This is a genomic window from Serinicoccus sp. CUA-874, assembly GCF_001942225.1.
Classification (GTDB): domain Bacteria; phylum Actinomycetota; class Actinomycetes; order Actinomycetales; family Dermatophilaceae; genus Ornithinicoccus; species Ornithinicoccus marinus.
The window spans coordinates 15,373-28,093 of the sequence record NZ_MKJZ01000002.1 but is presented as its reverse complement, the minus strand read 5'-3'; the positions used below and the strand labels follow the sequence as shown (position 1 = coordinate 28,093).

12 protein-coding genes, 2 tRNA genes and 3 pseudogenes are annotated in these 12,721 nt (G+C 72.9%); 10 read left to right on the top strand and 7 right to left on the bottom strand.

Annotated elements, in window-relative coordinates; all coding sequences use genetic code 11:
* Positions 1-40: 40 nt before the first annotated feature.
* On the bottom strand, positions 41-325 hold the full coding sequence (locus BJF80_RS00705; RefSeq protein WP_075810832.1) for a DUF7218 family protein: 285 nt from the start codon (positions 323-325) through the stop codon (positions 41-43).
* A gap of 42 nt (positions 326-367) precedes the next feature.
* Here BJF80_RS00705 and BJF80_RS19500 point away from each other — a divergent pair, with 42 nt between their 5' ends.
* The 6 genes and pseudogenes from BJF80_RS19500 to BJF80_RS00675 all read left to right on the top strand — a co-directional run bounded on the left by BJF80_RS19500 (position 368) and on the right by BJF80_RS00675 (position 4,555).
* Entirely contained in the window at positions 368-643 is a 276-nt protein-coding gene (locus tag BJF80_RS19500) for a hypothetical protein (RefSeq protein WP_237767361.1), read from the top strand.
* Between the two features lie 91 nt (positions 644-734).
* Positions 735-1,527 (top strand): annotated as a pseudogene (gene rph / locus BJF80_RS00695) (ribonuclease PH).
* Positions 1,524-2,255 (top strand): non-canonical purine NTP pyrophosphatase, encoded by a 732-nt coding sequence (locus BJF80_RS00690; protein ID WP_075810881.1) that lies wholly within the window; start codon positions 1,524-1,526, stop codon positions 2,253-2,255. Before rph ends, BJF80_RS00690 begins: the two are co-directional and overlap by 4 nt.
* 161 nt (positions 2,256-2,416) lie before the next feature.
* A pseudogene (gene thrC, locus BJF80_RS00685) lies at positions 2,417-3,502 on the top strand (threonine synthase); the annotation flags it as partial.
* A gap of 7 nt (positions 3,503-3,509) precedes the next feature.
* Positions 3,510-4,406 (top strand): homoserine kinase, encoded by an 897-nt coding sequence (locus BJF80_RS00680; RefSeq protein WP_237767360.1) that lies wholly within the window; start codon positions 3,510-3,512, stop codon positions 4,404-4,406.
* Between the two features lie 66 nt (positions 4,407-4,472).
* Positions 4,473-4,555 (top strand) — tRNA-Leu (locus tag BJF80_RS00675).
* A 92-nt stretch (positions 4,556-4,647) separates the two neighbouring features.
* Here BJF80_RS00675 and BJF80_RS00670 read toward each other — a convergent pair.
* Positions 4,648-5,130 carry a peroxiredoxin gene (locus BJF80_RS00670; protein WP_075810831.1) on the bottom strand — a complete coding sequence of 161 codons (483 nt, stop codon included), beginning with the start codon at positions 5,128-5,130 and terminating at the stop codon, positions 4,648-4,650.
* An 88-nt stretch (positions 5,131-5,218) separates the two neighbouring features.
* Between BJF80_RS00670 and BJF80_RS00665 the strand changes: the two genes are divergently transcribed.
* Entirely contained in the window at positions 5,219-5,497 is a 279-nt protein-coding gene (locus BJF80_RS00665; RefSeq protein WP_022924315.1) for a DUF3618 domain-containing protein, read from the top strand.
* Positions 5,498-5,529: 32 nt separating this feature from the next.
* Here BJF80_RS00665 and BJF80_RS00660 read toward each other — a convergent pair whose 3' ends face one another.
* Positions 5,530-7,503, bottom strand: a complete 1,974-nt coding sequence (locus tag BJF80_RS00660; protein ID WP_414819932.1) for a heavy metal translocating P-type ATPase — start codon at positions 7,501-7,503, stop codon at positions 5,530-5,532.
* On the opposite strand from BJF80_RS00660, the gene BJF80_RS20615 reads away from it, so the two are divergent.
* Positions 7,504-7,707: a hypothetical protein gene (locus BJF80_RS20615; protein WP_269087359.1), complete on the top strand. Its 204-nt coding sequence runs from the start codon at positions 7,504-7,506 to the stop codon at positions 7,705-7,707.
* A 179-nt stretch (positions 7,708-7,886) separates the two neighbouring features.
* Here the strand turns inward: BJF80_RS20615 and BJF80_RS00655 are convergent, their stop codons facing one another.
* From BJF80_RS00655 to tdh, 4 genes and pseudogenes are all read right to left on the bottom strand, one after another.
* Positions 7,887-8,357: a hypothetical protein gene (locus BJF80_RS00655; protein ID WP_075810829.1), complete on the bottom strand. Its 471-nt coding sequence runs from the start codon at positions 8,355-8,357 to the stop codon at positions 7,887-7,889.
* A 29-nt stretch (positions 8,358-8,386) separates the two neighbouring features.
* Complete coding sequence (locus BJF80_RS00650) at positions 8,387-8,875, bottom strand: hypothetical protein (RefSeq protein ID WP_075810828.1); 489 nt, start codon at positions 8,873-8,875, stop codon at positions 8,387-8,389.
* Positions 8,876-8,927: 52 nt separating this feature from the next.
* On the bottom strand, positions 8,928-10,121 hold the full coding sequence (gene kbl / locus BJF80_RS00645; RefSeq protein ID WP_075810827.1) for a glycine C-acetyltransferase: 1,194 nt from the start codon (positions 10,119-10,121) through the stop codon (positions 8,928-8,930).
* Between the two features lie 10 nt (positions 10,122-10,131).
* Positions 10,132-11,183 (bottom strand): annotated as a pseudogene (tdh, locus tag BJF80_RS00640) (L-threonine 3-dehydrogenase, zinc-binding type).
* Positions 11,184-11,350: 167 nt separating this feature from the next.
* Here tdh and BJF80_RS17400 point away from each other — a divergent pair.
* Entirely contained in the window at positions 11,351-12,295 is a 945-nt protein-coding gene (locus BJF80_RS17400; protein ID WP_083652736.1) for an NUDIX domain-containing protein, read from the top strand.
* 152 nt (positions 12,296-12,447) lie between these two features.
* A tRNA-Lys gene (locus BJF80_RS00625) sits at positions 12,448-12,523 on the top strand.
* Positions 12,524-12,721 lie beyond the last annotated feature (198 nt).

The following is a 12,721-nucleotide window of genomic DNA, read 5'->3' as shown; positions in this document are numbered from 1 at the left end:
GTGCCCGCCGGTCGGCCGGCCTGCTCTTGTGCGCGTCGGCTCAGTGCTCGCGCAGGGCCTCGATGAGCTCGTCCTTGGTCATGGAGGAGCGGCCCTCGATGTCGAGCTCGGCGGCCCGCTCGCGCAGCTCCTCGACGGTGCGGTCCTCGTAGTCGGAGGCCTCACCGCCGCGCTCGCCGACCTCGGAGCGGGAGGAGTTCGCCGCGGCGTTGGCGATCCGCGCCGCCTTCTCCTTGCTCGCGCCGTCCTCGCGCACCGCCTCGTAGACCTCGGGGTCCTTGACGCTCGGGCCTGGGTCGTCCTGCGTCTTCTTCTCGCCTGCCATGCTCCCGACGGTATGCCGTGCCACGCTGGGCCGCATGGCGACATGGCGCGGACCGTCGACCACGTCAGCGGAGGGCGGCTGATCCTCGGGATCGGGTCGGGGTGGTTCGAACGGGACTACGCGGAGTACGGCTACGACATCGGCGCGATCGAGGTGTCGGTCGCCGGCGGCGCGCTCGACGGTCCCGGGCCGGGGCAGGCGGCGCAGGACCTGTATGCCGAGGGCGCACGGCTCGTCACGGTCACCACGGGCGGCCCGGACCACCCGCTCGACCAGCTCGACGCCTGGCTCGCGTGGCGGGACGAGCGGAACGGCTGACGCAACCATTCGCGGCGCTCGGTGAGGTTGAGGGCAACCGTTGGCGGCGCTCGCTCGGGGGGAACGGGGTCGAGCGCCTACCCTGGCTGCCATGACCTCACGCCACGACGGCCGTAGCGCCGACCAGCTCCGCGAGATCCGGATCACCCGCAACTGGCTCGACCACGCCGAGGGCAGCGTCCTCGTGGAGTTCGGCAAGACCCGGGTGCTGTGCGCCGCGTCGTTCACCGGGGGCGTCCCGCGCTGGCGCAAGGGCAGCGGCAAGGGCTGGACGACGGCGGAGTACGCCATGCTCCCGCGCTCCACGCACACCCGGTCGGACCGTGAGTCGGTCAAGGGTCGGCTCGGGGGCCGGACGCACGAGATCAGCCGGCTCATCGGCCGCTCGCTGCGCGCTGTCGTCGACCTGGACGCCTGGGGGAGAACACGATCCAGCTCGACTGCGACGTGCTGCAGGCCGACGGCGGCACCCGTACGGCGGCGATCACCGGCGCCTACGTCGCGCTGGTCGACGCCGTCGAGACGGCCCGCGCCAAGGGGCTCATCGCCAAGAAGGCCGAGCCCATCACCGGCTCGGTCGCGGCCGTGAGCGTCGGCGTCGTCGAGGGTGAGCCGGTGCTCGACCTGGACTACCCGGAGGACTCGACCGCCGAGACCGACATGAACGTCGTCATGACCGGCGACGGTCGCTTCATCGAGGTGCAGGGCACCGCCGAGGGCACGCCCTTCGACCGCGAGCTGCTCGACGCGCTGCTGGACCTGGCCGCCGAGGCTGCGCCGAGCTGACCGCCCGCCAGGCCGCCGCCTTCGGGGCCGACGACATGGCCGGGTCGGACAGCCACGAGGCCGGCGCCGACGTGGACCAGGGCCCGCCCACGTGGTGAGCGACCCCACCTCGGGCGCGGACCGTCCTGGCCAGGTCGTCCTCGCCACCCGCAACCCGGGCAAGGTGGGCGAGCTGCGCGACATCCTCGCGGGCGTGCTCGACCGGGCCGGGCTCGAGCTCGTCGGGCTGGACGCCTTCCCCGGGCTCGAGGACGTCGTCGAGTCCGGCGTCACGTTCGCGCAGAACGCCCTGCTCAAGGCCCGGTATGCCGCAGCCGCCACGCGCGTTCCCGCGCTCGCCGACGACTCCGGGCTGGCCGTCGACGTGCTGCACGGTGCGCCGGGGATCTTCTCCGCCCGCTGGTCCGGCCCGCTCGGCGAGGCCACCGGCCGCAGCAAGGACGAGGCCAACAACGATCTGCTCCTGGCCCAGCTCGCCGACGTGCCCGACGAGCACCGCGGGGCGGAGTTCGTCTGTGCGGCGGCGCTCGTGCTGCCCGATCGCCGCACCCCCGAGGCGGTCGTCGCCGCCGGGGGCGTCAGCCCTCAGGTGCCGGGGACCGAGTGGGTCCGTGAGGGCCGGTGCCGCGGCGTGCTCGGCCGGGAGCCGCGCGGGAGCAACGGCTTCGGCTACGACCCGCTGCTCGTCCGCCCGGACGGCCGCACCCTCGCCGAGCACACGGCTGCGGAGAAGCACGCGATCTCCCACCGCGGCGAGGCCTTCCGGACGCTGGCCCGAGACCTGGAGGCCCTGCTCGGCCCCGACTCCGGACCGTGGTCGGGATAGCACGACCGTCATCAGCAACGTCGGCGATGACGGTCGTGCCAGGCCGTGGTCACTCCCGCAGTGGGGCGTGGTCGCTTCCCGGGTGAGGTGCAGGACGGGGCGCGCGACCCCATACCCTTGTCCCTTGACCCGTGGTCACCTGCGACGAAAGACACCCCACGATGGCCCACCAGTGGCGCGGCGTGATCGCCGAGTATGCCGACCGCCTGCCCGCCTCGATCACCGAGCAGGTCGTGACCCTGCGCGAGGGCGGGACGCCGCTCATCCCGGCCGAGCACCTCAGTGAGCTCGTCGGGGCGCACGTGCACGTGAAGTACGAGGGCCTCAACCCCACCGGCTCGTTCAAGGACCGGGGCATGACCGCGGCCATCAGCGACGCCGCGCGGCAGGGCGCCAAGGCCGTCATCTGCGCCTCGACCGGCAACACCAGCGCGAGCGCCGCGGCCTACGCCACGAAGGCCGGGATGGAGTGCGGCGTGCTCGTGCCCGACGGCAAGATCGCGATGGGCAAGCTGAGCCAGGCCATCGCCGGGGGCGCGACGCTCATCCAGGTGCAGGGCAACTTCGACGACTGCCTCACGCTCGCGCGCAAGCTGGCCGAGGCCTACCCGGTCGAGCTGGTCAACTCGGTCAACCCGGCCCGCATCGAGGGGCAGAAGACCGCCGCCTTCGAGGTCGTCGACGCCCTCGGCGACGCCCCGGACATCCACTGCCTCCCGGTGGGCAACGCCGGCAACATCACGGCCTACTGGAAGGGCTACGGCGAGTATGCCGACCCGCAGGCTCCCGGCGCCGGCGGCACCGCTCCCGCCTCGCGCCGACCGCGCATGTGGGGATTCCAGGCCGCCGGGGCCGCACCGATCGTCATGGGTCACCCGGTCGACGACCCGGAGACCATCGCCACCGCCATCCGCATCGGCAACCCGGCCTCCTGGGAGCAGGCCGAGGCGGCCCGCGACGAGTCGGGAGGGCTCGTCGACGCCGTCACCGACGAGGAGATCCTCGCCGCGCACCGGCTGCTGTCCTCGCGCGAAGGGATCTTCGTCGAGCCCGCGTCGGCAGCCTCGGTCGCCGGGCTGCTGAAGCGGCACGCCGCGGGGCAGGTCCCGGCCGGCGCCACGATCGTGTGCACGGTCACCGGGCACGGGCTCAAGGACCCGCAGTGGGCGCTCAAGGGAGCCGACGGCAGCGACGTCGACCCGGTGCGGGTCTCGGTCGACGTCGTCAGCGTCGCCGACGCCTCGGGCTGGAGTGATGGCGCCGCTCACCCCCGGCGCGACCGCCCGGGTGCGGGTGCCTGCCAGCAGCGCCAACCTCGGCCCGGGCTTCGACAGCGTCGGGCTGGCCCTCGGGATCTGGGACGAGTATGCCGTCGAGGTCCTCCCCGAGCCCGGCGCCCTGGAGCTCGTGCTCGCGGGCGAGGGGGCGGGCGACCTGCCCGCGGACGAGCGGCACCTCGTCGCGACCCGGCTGCGGGAGGCGCTGCAGGCGTGCGGGGTCGGCTGGCTCGACGGCTTTGGGCTGCGGCTGACCTGCGCCAACACCATCCCGATGGCCGCCGGCATGGGCAGCTCGGCGACGGCGATCGTGGGCGGCTTGGGGCTCGGCTTCGCGCTGGTGCGCGGCGGCGACCTGACCGAGGCCGACCTGGGCCTCGTCAACACGCACGCCGGAGTCGCCGAGGGGCACCCCGACAACTCCTCCGCCTCCGTCCACGGCGGGCTCACCGTGTCGTGGATGCCCAGCGCGCAGGTGGTGCGCACCGCGCGGCCCCCGCTGCACCGCGACGTCGTGCCGGTCGTGCTGCTGCCGGAGGGGCAGCGCCTCGACACGGCCACCGCCCGCGCGGTGCTGACGCCCACGGTGCCCCGGACCGACGCGGTGCGGCAGGCGGGCCGGGCCGCGCTGCTCGTGCACGCGCTGACCAGCGACCCCACCCTGCTGCTCGACGCCACGAGCGACTGGCTGCACCAGGAGCAGCGGCGCCAGGCATACCCCGTCACGATGGGGGCGGTCGACACCCTGCGGGCCCTCGGGCACGCAGCCGTCGTCTCGGGGGCCGGCCCGACGGTCCTCTGCCTCACGACCGCCGACCTCCTCACCACGTGCTCGCCGAGGCCCGCTCGTGGGGACTCGGCTGGCGGGTCCTGACCCCGGGCATACCGAGCACCGGGCTGCACGTGGTGACCGACGCGGCTGGCTAGGCTGGTCCCTCACGCGCTCGTGGTGGAACTGGTAGACACGCAGGATTTAGGTTCCTGTGCCTTGTGGGTGTGCGGGTTCGAGTCCCGCCGAGCGCACCGCACGCTGGTGCGGCTCCCTGTGACCTGGGCGTCGCCATGGTGACGCCTGCGTCACCAGCGAGCGCACCACCAGGCGCACAGGTATACCCTCAGCCGGCTCCCGGCAGCTCGACGCCGAGCTGCTTGGCCAGGGAGGCGACGTGGCCCTTGGCGCGCACGTTGTATTTCGCGACCTCGACGACACCCTCCTCGTCGAGGACGAAGGTCGAGCGGATGACGCCGACGACGGTCTTGCCGTAGTTCCGCTTCTCGCCGTAGGCCCCGTAGGCGGTGAGCATCTCCTTGCTCTCGTCGGACACGAGCGGGAAGCCGAGCGACTCCTGCTCGGCGAAGGTCGCGAGCTTGCCCACCGGGTCGGGGGAGACGCCGACGACCGCATACCCCTCGCGGGTGAAGACCGCCTCGTTGTCGCGGAAGTCGCAGGCTTGCGTCGTGCAGCCCGGCGTCATCGCGGCGGGGTAGACGTAGAGGACGACCTTGCGGCCGGCGAGGTCGGCGAGGCTCAGCTCGCCGCCGTCGGCGGTGGGCAGGGTCCAGGCGGGGGCGGGCTGGCCAGGCTCGAGGCGGGGCACGGGGGTCCTTTCGACGTCACCAACGGGGCAGGCCTAAGTTATCGTCTCAGCAGACAGCACGACCACGTCGACCCGAGGACTTCACCACATGGCCAACAAGCAGCCTGCCCGCTCCGTCAAGGAGATCGAGGCCGACATCTCGGCGACCCGCAGCCGGCTCGCGCGCACCGTCGACGAGCTGACCTACCGGGTGAGCCCGGACACCATCAAGGCCAACGCGGTCGCGTCGCTCAAGGGCAAGGTCAACGACGCGACCATGGACGCCGAGGGCAACCCGCGCTTCGACCGGCTCGCGACCGTGCTCGGGGGCGTCGCCGTCCTGGCGGTCACCCTCGGCAGCCTGCGTCGGGTCTTCAACCGCAGCTGAGCGGTATGCGGGGCCGCGCCGCGGCTGCGTGATCAGGCCCGCTCGCGCACCCGGCCGGCGCTCGCCTCGGGGGAGAGGTCGAGCCCCCGCAGCAGCTGGGCGTTGAGCGCCACGACGACCGTCGAGGCCGACATGAGAATGGCGCCCACGCTCATGGGGAGCACGAAGCCCACGGGGGCGAGGATCCCGGCCGCGAGCGGGACCGAGACCAGGTTGTAGCCGGCGGCCCACCAGAGGTTCTGCGTCATCTTCCGGTAGCTCGCGCGGGAGAGCTCCATCACCGACAGCACCGACCGCGGGTCGGAGCCGGCGAGGACGACCCCGGCACTGCCGATGGCCACGTCCGTGCCGGCGCCGATCGCGAGACCGACGTCGGCCTGGGCCAGGGCCGGGGCGTCGTTGACGCCGTCGCCGACCATGGCCACCGTGCGGCCCTCGGCCTGCAGCTCGGCGACCTTGTCCGACTTGTCCTCGGGGCGGACCCCGGCGAAGACCCGGTCGATGCCCAGCTCGCCGGCGACCGACTCGGCCACCGCTCGGGCGTCACCGGTGATCATGACGACCTCGACGCCCTGCGCGTGCAGCGCGTCGACCGCCTCGCGGGACTCCTCGCGGACGCCGTCGGCGAGCCGGAGCGCGCCGGCGACCTCGCCGTCGACGACGACGTGCAGGATGATCGCGCCCTCCTCCCGCCAGGCGTCGGCCACCGGCAGCTCGTCGAGTCCCTCCTGCTCGAGGAGGTAGGGGCCACCGACCTGCACCGTCGTCCCGTCCACGGTGGCGCGCACCCCCACCGCGGGTGAGGAGGAGAAGTCGGCCGCGCGCGGCAGGTCGAGGTCGCGGTCCTGCGCGGCGCGGACGATCGCGCGGGCGAGCGGGTGCTCGCTGTCGGCCTCCGCCGCGGCGGCGAGCCGGAGCAGGTCGTCCTCGCCGGCCTCGCCTGCGGGCTCCACGGCGGTGACCCGGGGCTCGCCCTCGGTGAGTGTGCCGGTCTTGTCGAAGAGCACTGTGTCGACCCCGCGCATCGCCTCCAGCGCCAGCCGGTCGGTGACGAGCACCCCTCCGCGCGCCGCCCGCTCGGTCGCGATCGAGACCACCAGCGGGATGGCCAGACCCAGCGCGTGCGGGCAGGCGATGACCAGGACGGTGACCGCCCGCACGACGGCGGAGTCGGGCATACCGAGCGTCGACCACACGATCGCCGTGACGACCGCGGCGACCAGGGCGAACCAGAACAACCAGCCCGCGGCGCGGTCGGCGAGCCGCTGGGTGCGGGTCGAGGAGGACTGCGCATCGCTCACCAGGCGCTGGATGCCGGCGAGGGTCGTCTCGTCACCGGTCGCGGTGACCTCGACGCGGAGGCCGGAGTCGGTCGCGACCGTCCCGGCGACCACGTCGTCGCCCTGCTCGCGGCGCACCGGGGTGGACTCACCCGTGACCATCGACTCATCCATGCTGGCCGAGCCGTCGACGACGCGACCGTCCACGGGCACGGCGGCTCCGGGGCGCACGACGACGACATCGCCGACCTCGAGGTCGGCGGGGGAGACGGTGACGGTGGTGTCGCCCTCGACCTTCTCCGCCTCGTCCGGCAGCAGGGCGGCGAGGCTGTCCAGGGCCGAGCTCGTGGCGGCCAGCGAGCGCATCTCGATCCAGTGGCCGAGCAGCATGATGACGACGAGGAGCGCCAGCTCCCACCAGAAGTCGAGGCTGCCGTCGAGCAGGCCGAGCGTGGCCCCCCACGACGCGAGGAAGGCGACGGTGATCGCCATGCCGATGAGCAGCATCATCCCCGGCTGCCGCGAGCGGAGCTCCGCGATCCCCCCGGTGAGGAAGGGCCGCCCGCCCCAGGCATACATCACCGTGCCGAGCAGCGGCGAGACCCAGCTCACCCAAGCGGCGTCGGGCAGGTGGTAGCCGAGCAGGTGCGCGAAGGCCCCGCTCGCGAGCACCGTGGGGACGGCCAGGACGAGCATGATCCAGAAGAGGCGGCGGAACTGCGCCACGTGATCGCCGTGCCCCCCGTGGCCCGCGTGGTCGCCGTGACCCTCGCTCGCAGGGTGCTCGTGCCTGTCGTGGCCCTGGCCCTGGCCCGCATGCTGCTCGTGGCCGTCGTGGCCGTCGTGGCCGTCGTGGCCGCCGTGGCCGCCGCTGTCGTGCTGCTGTTGCGTGTGCCGGGCGTGCTCCATGGCCCGAACATATACCCCTAGGGGGTATATGTCAACCAGCTCACGGACCTGGGCAAGGCTCTGCACCGTAGGCAGCGTCGAGAAGGGTGCTTGTGGTGCAGAACGTTGCCCAGGTCCCGTCGCTGACGCCCGGACAGGGCATACCGGGGTGTGCGGCGGCCGCCAGGTCGTGCGCTGGCGGGGTATGCCGGCGTGCCTGCTCAGGCGGCGCTGCCCCGCACCGTCAGGACGGGACGCGTGCTGCTGACGTGCTCCGGGACGACCAGACCCATGGAGTTGCCGTAGTCCAGGCGGGGGCAGACCAGCACCGTGTCGCCGCGGCGGAACCCGGAGGTGCCGCGTGGCATCACCACACGCACGCTGACGTCGCCCCGCGCCAGCACGACGACCTCGCCACGAGACTCCGCAGTCCCGACCCGCTCGACCCGAGCCTCCACCAGCGGACCTCCCGGCCGCCGGACCCAGACCGGCCCGAGGAAGAGGTACTGCACCAACCCGATCCCGGCGAGGAGCACGATGCCGAACCTGAGGGACTCACCCAGGGGCCGGCCGAGCAGCCAGACCTCGAAGCCGAGATAGAGGCCGAGGACGAACAGGACCGAGAGGGCGAGGAGAAGCCGCGTGCGTCGCGCCTCGGCCCGCAGGATCCGCCTGGCCTGCGCCTCTGACATGGGGTCCGCGCTGTCTCGCCTGCTCACACTCACCTCCTGCGTCGTCCTGGCGCGCCGGCATGACCGTCCGGTCGCGCCGCGGCCTCGACCGCGTCAGACCGGCTGCCGACGACGTCCTGCGTCAGACCGAAGGACCGGGCGGCCCGGACCAGGACGATCCACTCGCCCGGCGCGATCCGCGGCGCGGCCCAGACCTGCTGACCGGCCCGGAGGCCCAAGGTCGAGTCGGGCCGCCACGTCACCTCGTGCCGCTCGCCCCGCACCGTCACCGTGCCGCGCTCCGTGGCCGTGACGACACCCGGCTCCACCTCGGTGGCGTCGAGCGCCGAGGAGCGGGTGGCCCGTCGGCGGCGCTCGGCCCAGGCCCACATCACCACGAAGACGGTCGCGTAGATCGTCGAGAAGATCGCCGCCTCGGCCACGGGATCGTCGGCCCACACGGCACGGAAGACGAACATCAGGCCGCCGAGCACGACGAACATGAACGCCAGCTCGCCGCGGGACGCCCGGTGCGACACGCCTCGCGCCAGCGTGCGAAGGGCCTCTCGTTCGTCGCGCTGCGGGGCCACGTCAACCCACGGCGTCGCGCGCGTCGACGAAGGCGTCGACGCAGGCGCGCACGTCCTCCTCGGAGTGCGAGGCCGACAGCTGCACCCGGATCCGGGCCTGCCCCTTGGGGACGACGGGGTAGGAGAAGGCGATGACGTAGACACCGCGCTCGAGCATGGCGTCGGCGACCTCGCTGGCCGTGCGGGCCCCGTCCTCGCCGGGGAACATCACCGGCACGATCGCGTGCTCGCCAGGCAGCAGCTCGAAGCCGGCCTCGCCCATGAGCGACCGGAAGAGCTCGGCGTTGCGCCGCAGCTGCGCGCGCGGCTCGTCGCTGTCGCGGGCGATCTCCAGGGCCTTGAGCGAGCCGGCGACGACCGAGGGGGCGACCGCGTTGGAGAAGAGGTAGGGCCGGGCCCGCTGCTTGAGCAGGTCGACGATCTCCTGGTGCGCCGCGACGAAGCCGCCGCTGCCGCCACCGAGGGCCTTGCCCAGGGTGCCGGTGACGATGTCGACCCGGTCCATGACGCCGCACGCCTCGTGCGACCCGCGGCCCCCTTCGCCGACGAAGCCGGTGGCGTGGCTGTCGTCGACCATGACCATCGCGCCGAACTCCTCGGCCAGGTCGCAGATCTGCTCCAGCGGCGCGAGGTAGCCGTCCATCGAGAAGGCGCCGTCGGTGACGACGAGCACCCGCCGCGCCCCGCCGTCCCGCGCGGCCTGCAGCTGGGTGCGCAGGTCGTCCGTGTCGCGGTTGGCGTAGCGGAAGCGCTGCGCCTTGGACAGCCGCACCCCGTCGATGATCGAGGCGTGGTTGAGCTGGTCGGAGATGATCGCGTCGTCCTTGCCGCAGATCACCTCGAAGATGCCGCCGTTGGCATCGAAGCAGGACGGGAAGAGGATCGAGTCCTGCGCGCCCACGAAGTCGGCGATCGCCCGCTCCAGGTCGCGGTGCTGGGTCTGGGTGCCGCAGATGAAGCGGACCGAGGCCATCCCGAAGCCCCAGTCGTCCAGCGCCTGCCGCGCGGCGCCCACGACGTCCGGGTGGTCGGCGAGCCCGAGGTAGTTGTTGGCGCAGAAGTTCAGCGCCTCGCCGGCCGTCGTCGCGATGTGCGCCGACTGCGGCGTGGTGATCTGCCGCTCGGCCTTGGTGAGCCCGTCGGCCTCGATCTGCGCGAGCTCCTCGCTCAGCTGGTCCTTGACATCGGCATACATCTGATCGCTCCTAGCTCCAGTCCATGATGATCTTGCCGCCCTGCCCCGCGCGGGCGGCGGCGAAGGCGTCCTGCCACCGCTCGGCGGAAAAGCGGTCGGTGATGACCGAACGCACGCGATCGCGCAGCAGCTCCGAGCTCTGCAGCATGGCGGTCATCTTGTACCACGTCTCGTACATCTCGCGGCCGTAGATCCCCTTGAGGGTGATCATGTGCGAGATCACCTTGCCCCAGTCGATCGCGAACGGCTCGGCGGGTATGCCCAGCATCGCCACCCTGGCGCCGTGGGTGCAGTTGTCGATGAGCTCGGCCATGGCGCGCGGGTTGCCCGACATCTCCATCACCACGTCGAAGCCCTCGTCCATCCCGAGCCGCTCCTGCGCCGTGGCGATGCGGTCGCCGGAGACGTCGACGCCGAGGTCGGCGCCGACGCGGCGGGCCAGCTCGAGCCGCGCCTCGGAGACATCGGTGACCACGACATACCTCGCGCCGGCGTGCCGGGCGATCGCCGCGGCCATGACGCCGATCGGTCCGGCGCCGGTGATGAGCACGTCCTCGCCCTCCAGCGGGAACGACAGCGCGGTATGCACGGCGTTGCCGAGCGGGTCGAAGACCGACCCGAGGTCGGGGTCGATCAGCTCCGGCTGCACCCAGACGTTGGTGTGCGGCACGACGACGAAGTCGGCGAAGCAGCCGTCCCGGTTGACCCCGAGGTTGGAGGTGCGCACGCACATGTGACGCCGGCCGGCGCGGCAGTTGCGGCAGACGCCGCAGACGACGTGGCCCTCGACCGAGCAGCGCTGCCCGACCTGCAGGCCGTAGCGCTCGTCGGTCGGCACCCCGTTGCCGAGCTCGACGATCTCGCCGTAGAACTCGTGGCCCACGACGAGCGGCGGCTCAAGCATCGAGGCGGCCCAGTCGTCCCACGCCTCGAGGTGCAGGTCGGTGCCACACAGCCCGGCGCGCAGCACCCGGATCTTGACCTCGCCCGGTCCGGGCGCGGCTCGGGCACGTCGGTGAGCTCGAGTCCCGGCCCGGTGCTGGGCTTGATCAGGGCACGCATGGGTCCATCTTGACGCATGGGTCAAGCCGTCGCGGGAGGTGGGCGGGGCGGCGCGCTTAGGCTGACGCGATGGACTGGGACACGCGAGTGGGCTGCTACGCCTGGGTGGAGCGCGATGGGGCGGTCCTGCTGAGCACTGGTCGGGGGGACGCACCGACGACGGGCGCGTGATCCGGGCGGCGTGGTCGCTCGTGGGGGGCGGGCTCGAGCTCGGGGAGACGCCGGAGCGGACCGTGGTCCGGGAGGTGTGGGAGGAGAGCGGCTACGACGTCGAGGTCGGCCCGCTGCTGACCTCCCAGGGGTATGCCGTCGCCCCGCACGACCGCGCCCGGCAGCCGGGGAAGGCGCTGCAGATCGTGCAGGTCGTCTTCCGCGCCGAGGTCGTGTCGGGCGAGCTGCGGGTGGAGCGTGACGGCAGCAGTGACGACGTGCGCTGGGTGCCGCTCGACGAGCTGGACACCCTGCCGTGCGCCTCGGTCGTGGACGTGGCCTGGCGCGCGGCAGGCGGGCCAGGGCTGCGCCAGCCGCCGTTGCGCGGCGTGCCCGTCGACGAGGGTCACGTGGCAGGGGTCCGCGAGCTCGTGGACGCCTCCTCGCCGCGGCGGGGAGACGTGCGGGTGGTCGCGATCGACGGTCTGAGCGGATCGGGGAAGACCTCGCTGGCCACGGCTCTGGCCCGCGACCTGCGGGCCCCGTTGGTGCAGATGGACGACCTCTACCCCGGCTGGGACGGGCTGGCCGCCTCGCCCGCGCTGCTGGCCGAGCAGGTGCTCGAGCCGCTCTCACGGGGCGAGCGCGCGGCATACCGGCGGTGGGACTGGTATGCCGATCGCTGGGCCGCCGAGCCGGTGCCGGTCGTGGTGGAGCCCGGCGGGGTGCTCGTGGTGGAGGGCTGCGGGTCCAGCGTCGGGCCGGCGTCGGAGCACGCCGACGTGCGGGTGTGGGTCGAGGCGGAGGAGGGCCTGCGCCGGCGCCGGGGGCTCGCTCGCGACCGCGAGACGTTCCGCCCGCACTGGGAGCGCTGGGCGGACCAGGAGCAGCAGGTCTTCGGCGCCGACGGCACACGCGAGCGCGCCGACCTGGTTCTCGACACCACCCCGGCGCCGCGCTGACCGGGAAAGTCCGGCCCCGGCGGGCTTTCCACGGTCACCCCCGCGCCCCGACCGGCGAAGTGCTGCCCCGGCAGACATTCCACGGTCACCTCGGGCGCCCTGCGCGGATTTCGTCGCCCGGCTGACCCGGTGGTAAAGTTCTGCGCTGTTGCGCGCCTATAGCTCAATTGGCAGAGCAGCTGACTCTTAATCAGCGGGTTCGGGGTTCGAGTCCCTGTGGGCGCACCACGGGTAGTTCGCGATGAACTGCCACCTGAGTTCACGAAACCCCTGGTCAGATCGTTTCTGACCGGGGGTTTCGCCGTCTGGTGCTCACGTGAGTTGTAGTGCCGTCACGGGCTCTCTCGGGGGACGGGCGAGCGCGGACCACCGACCGGCCAGCGCGGATAGGCATGACGAAGCCCCTGCCTCGCGGGCTGCGGGGCA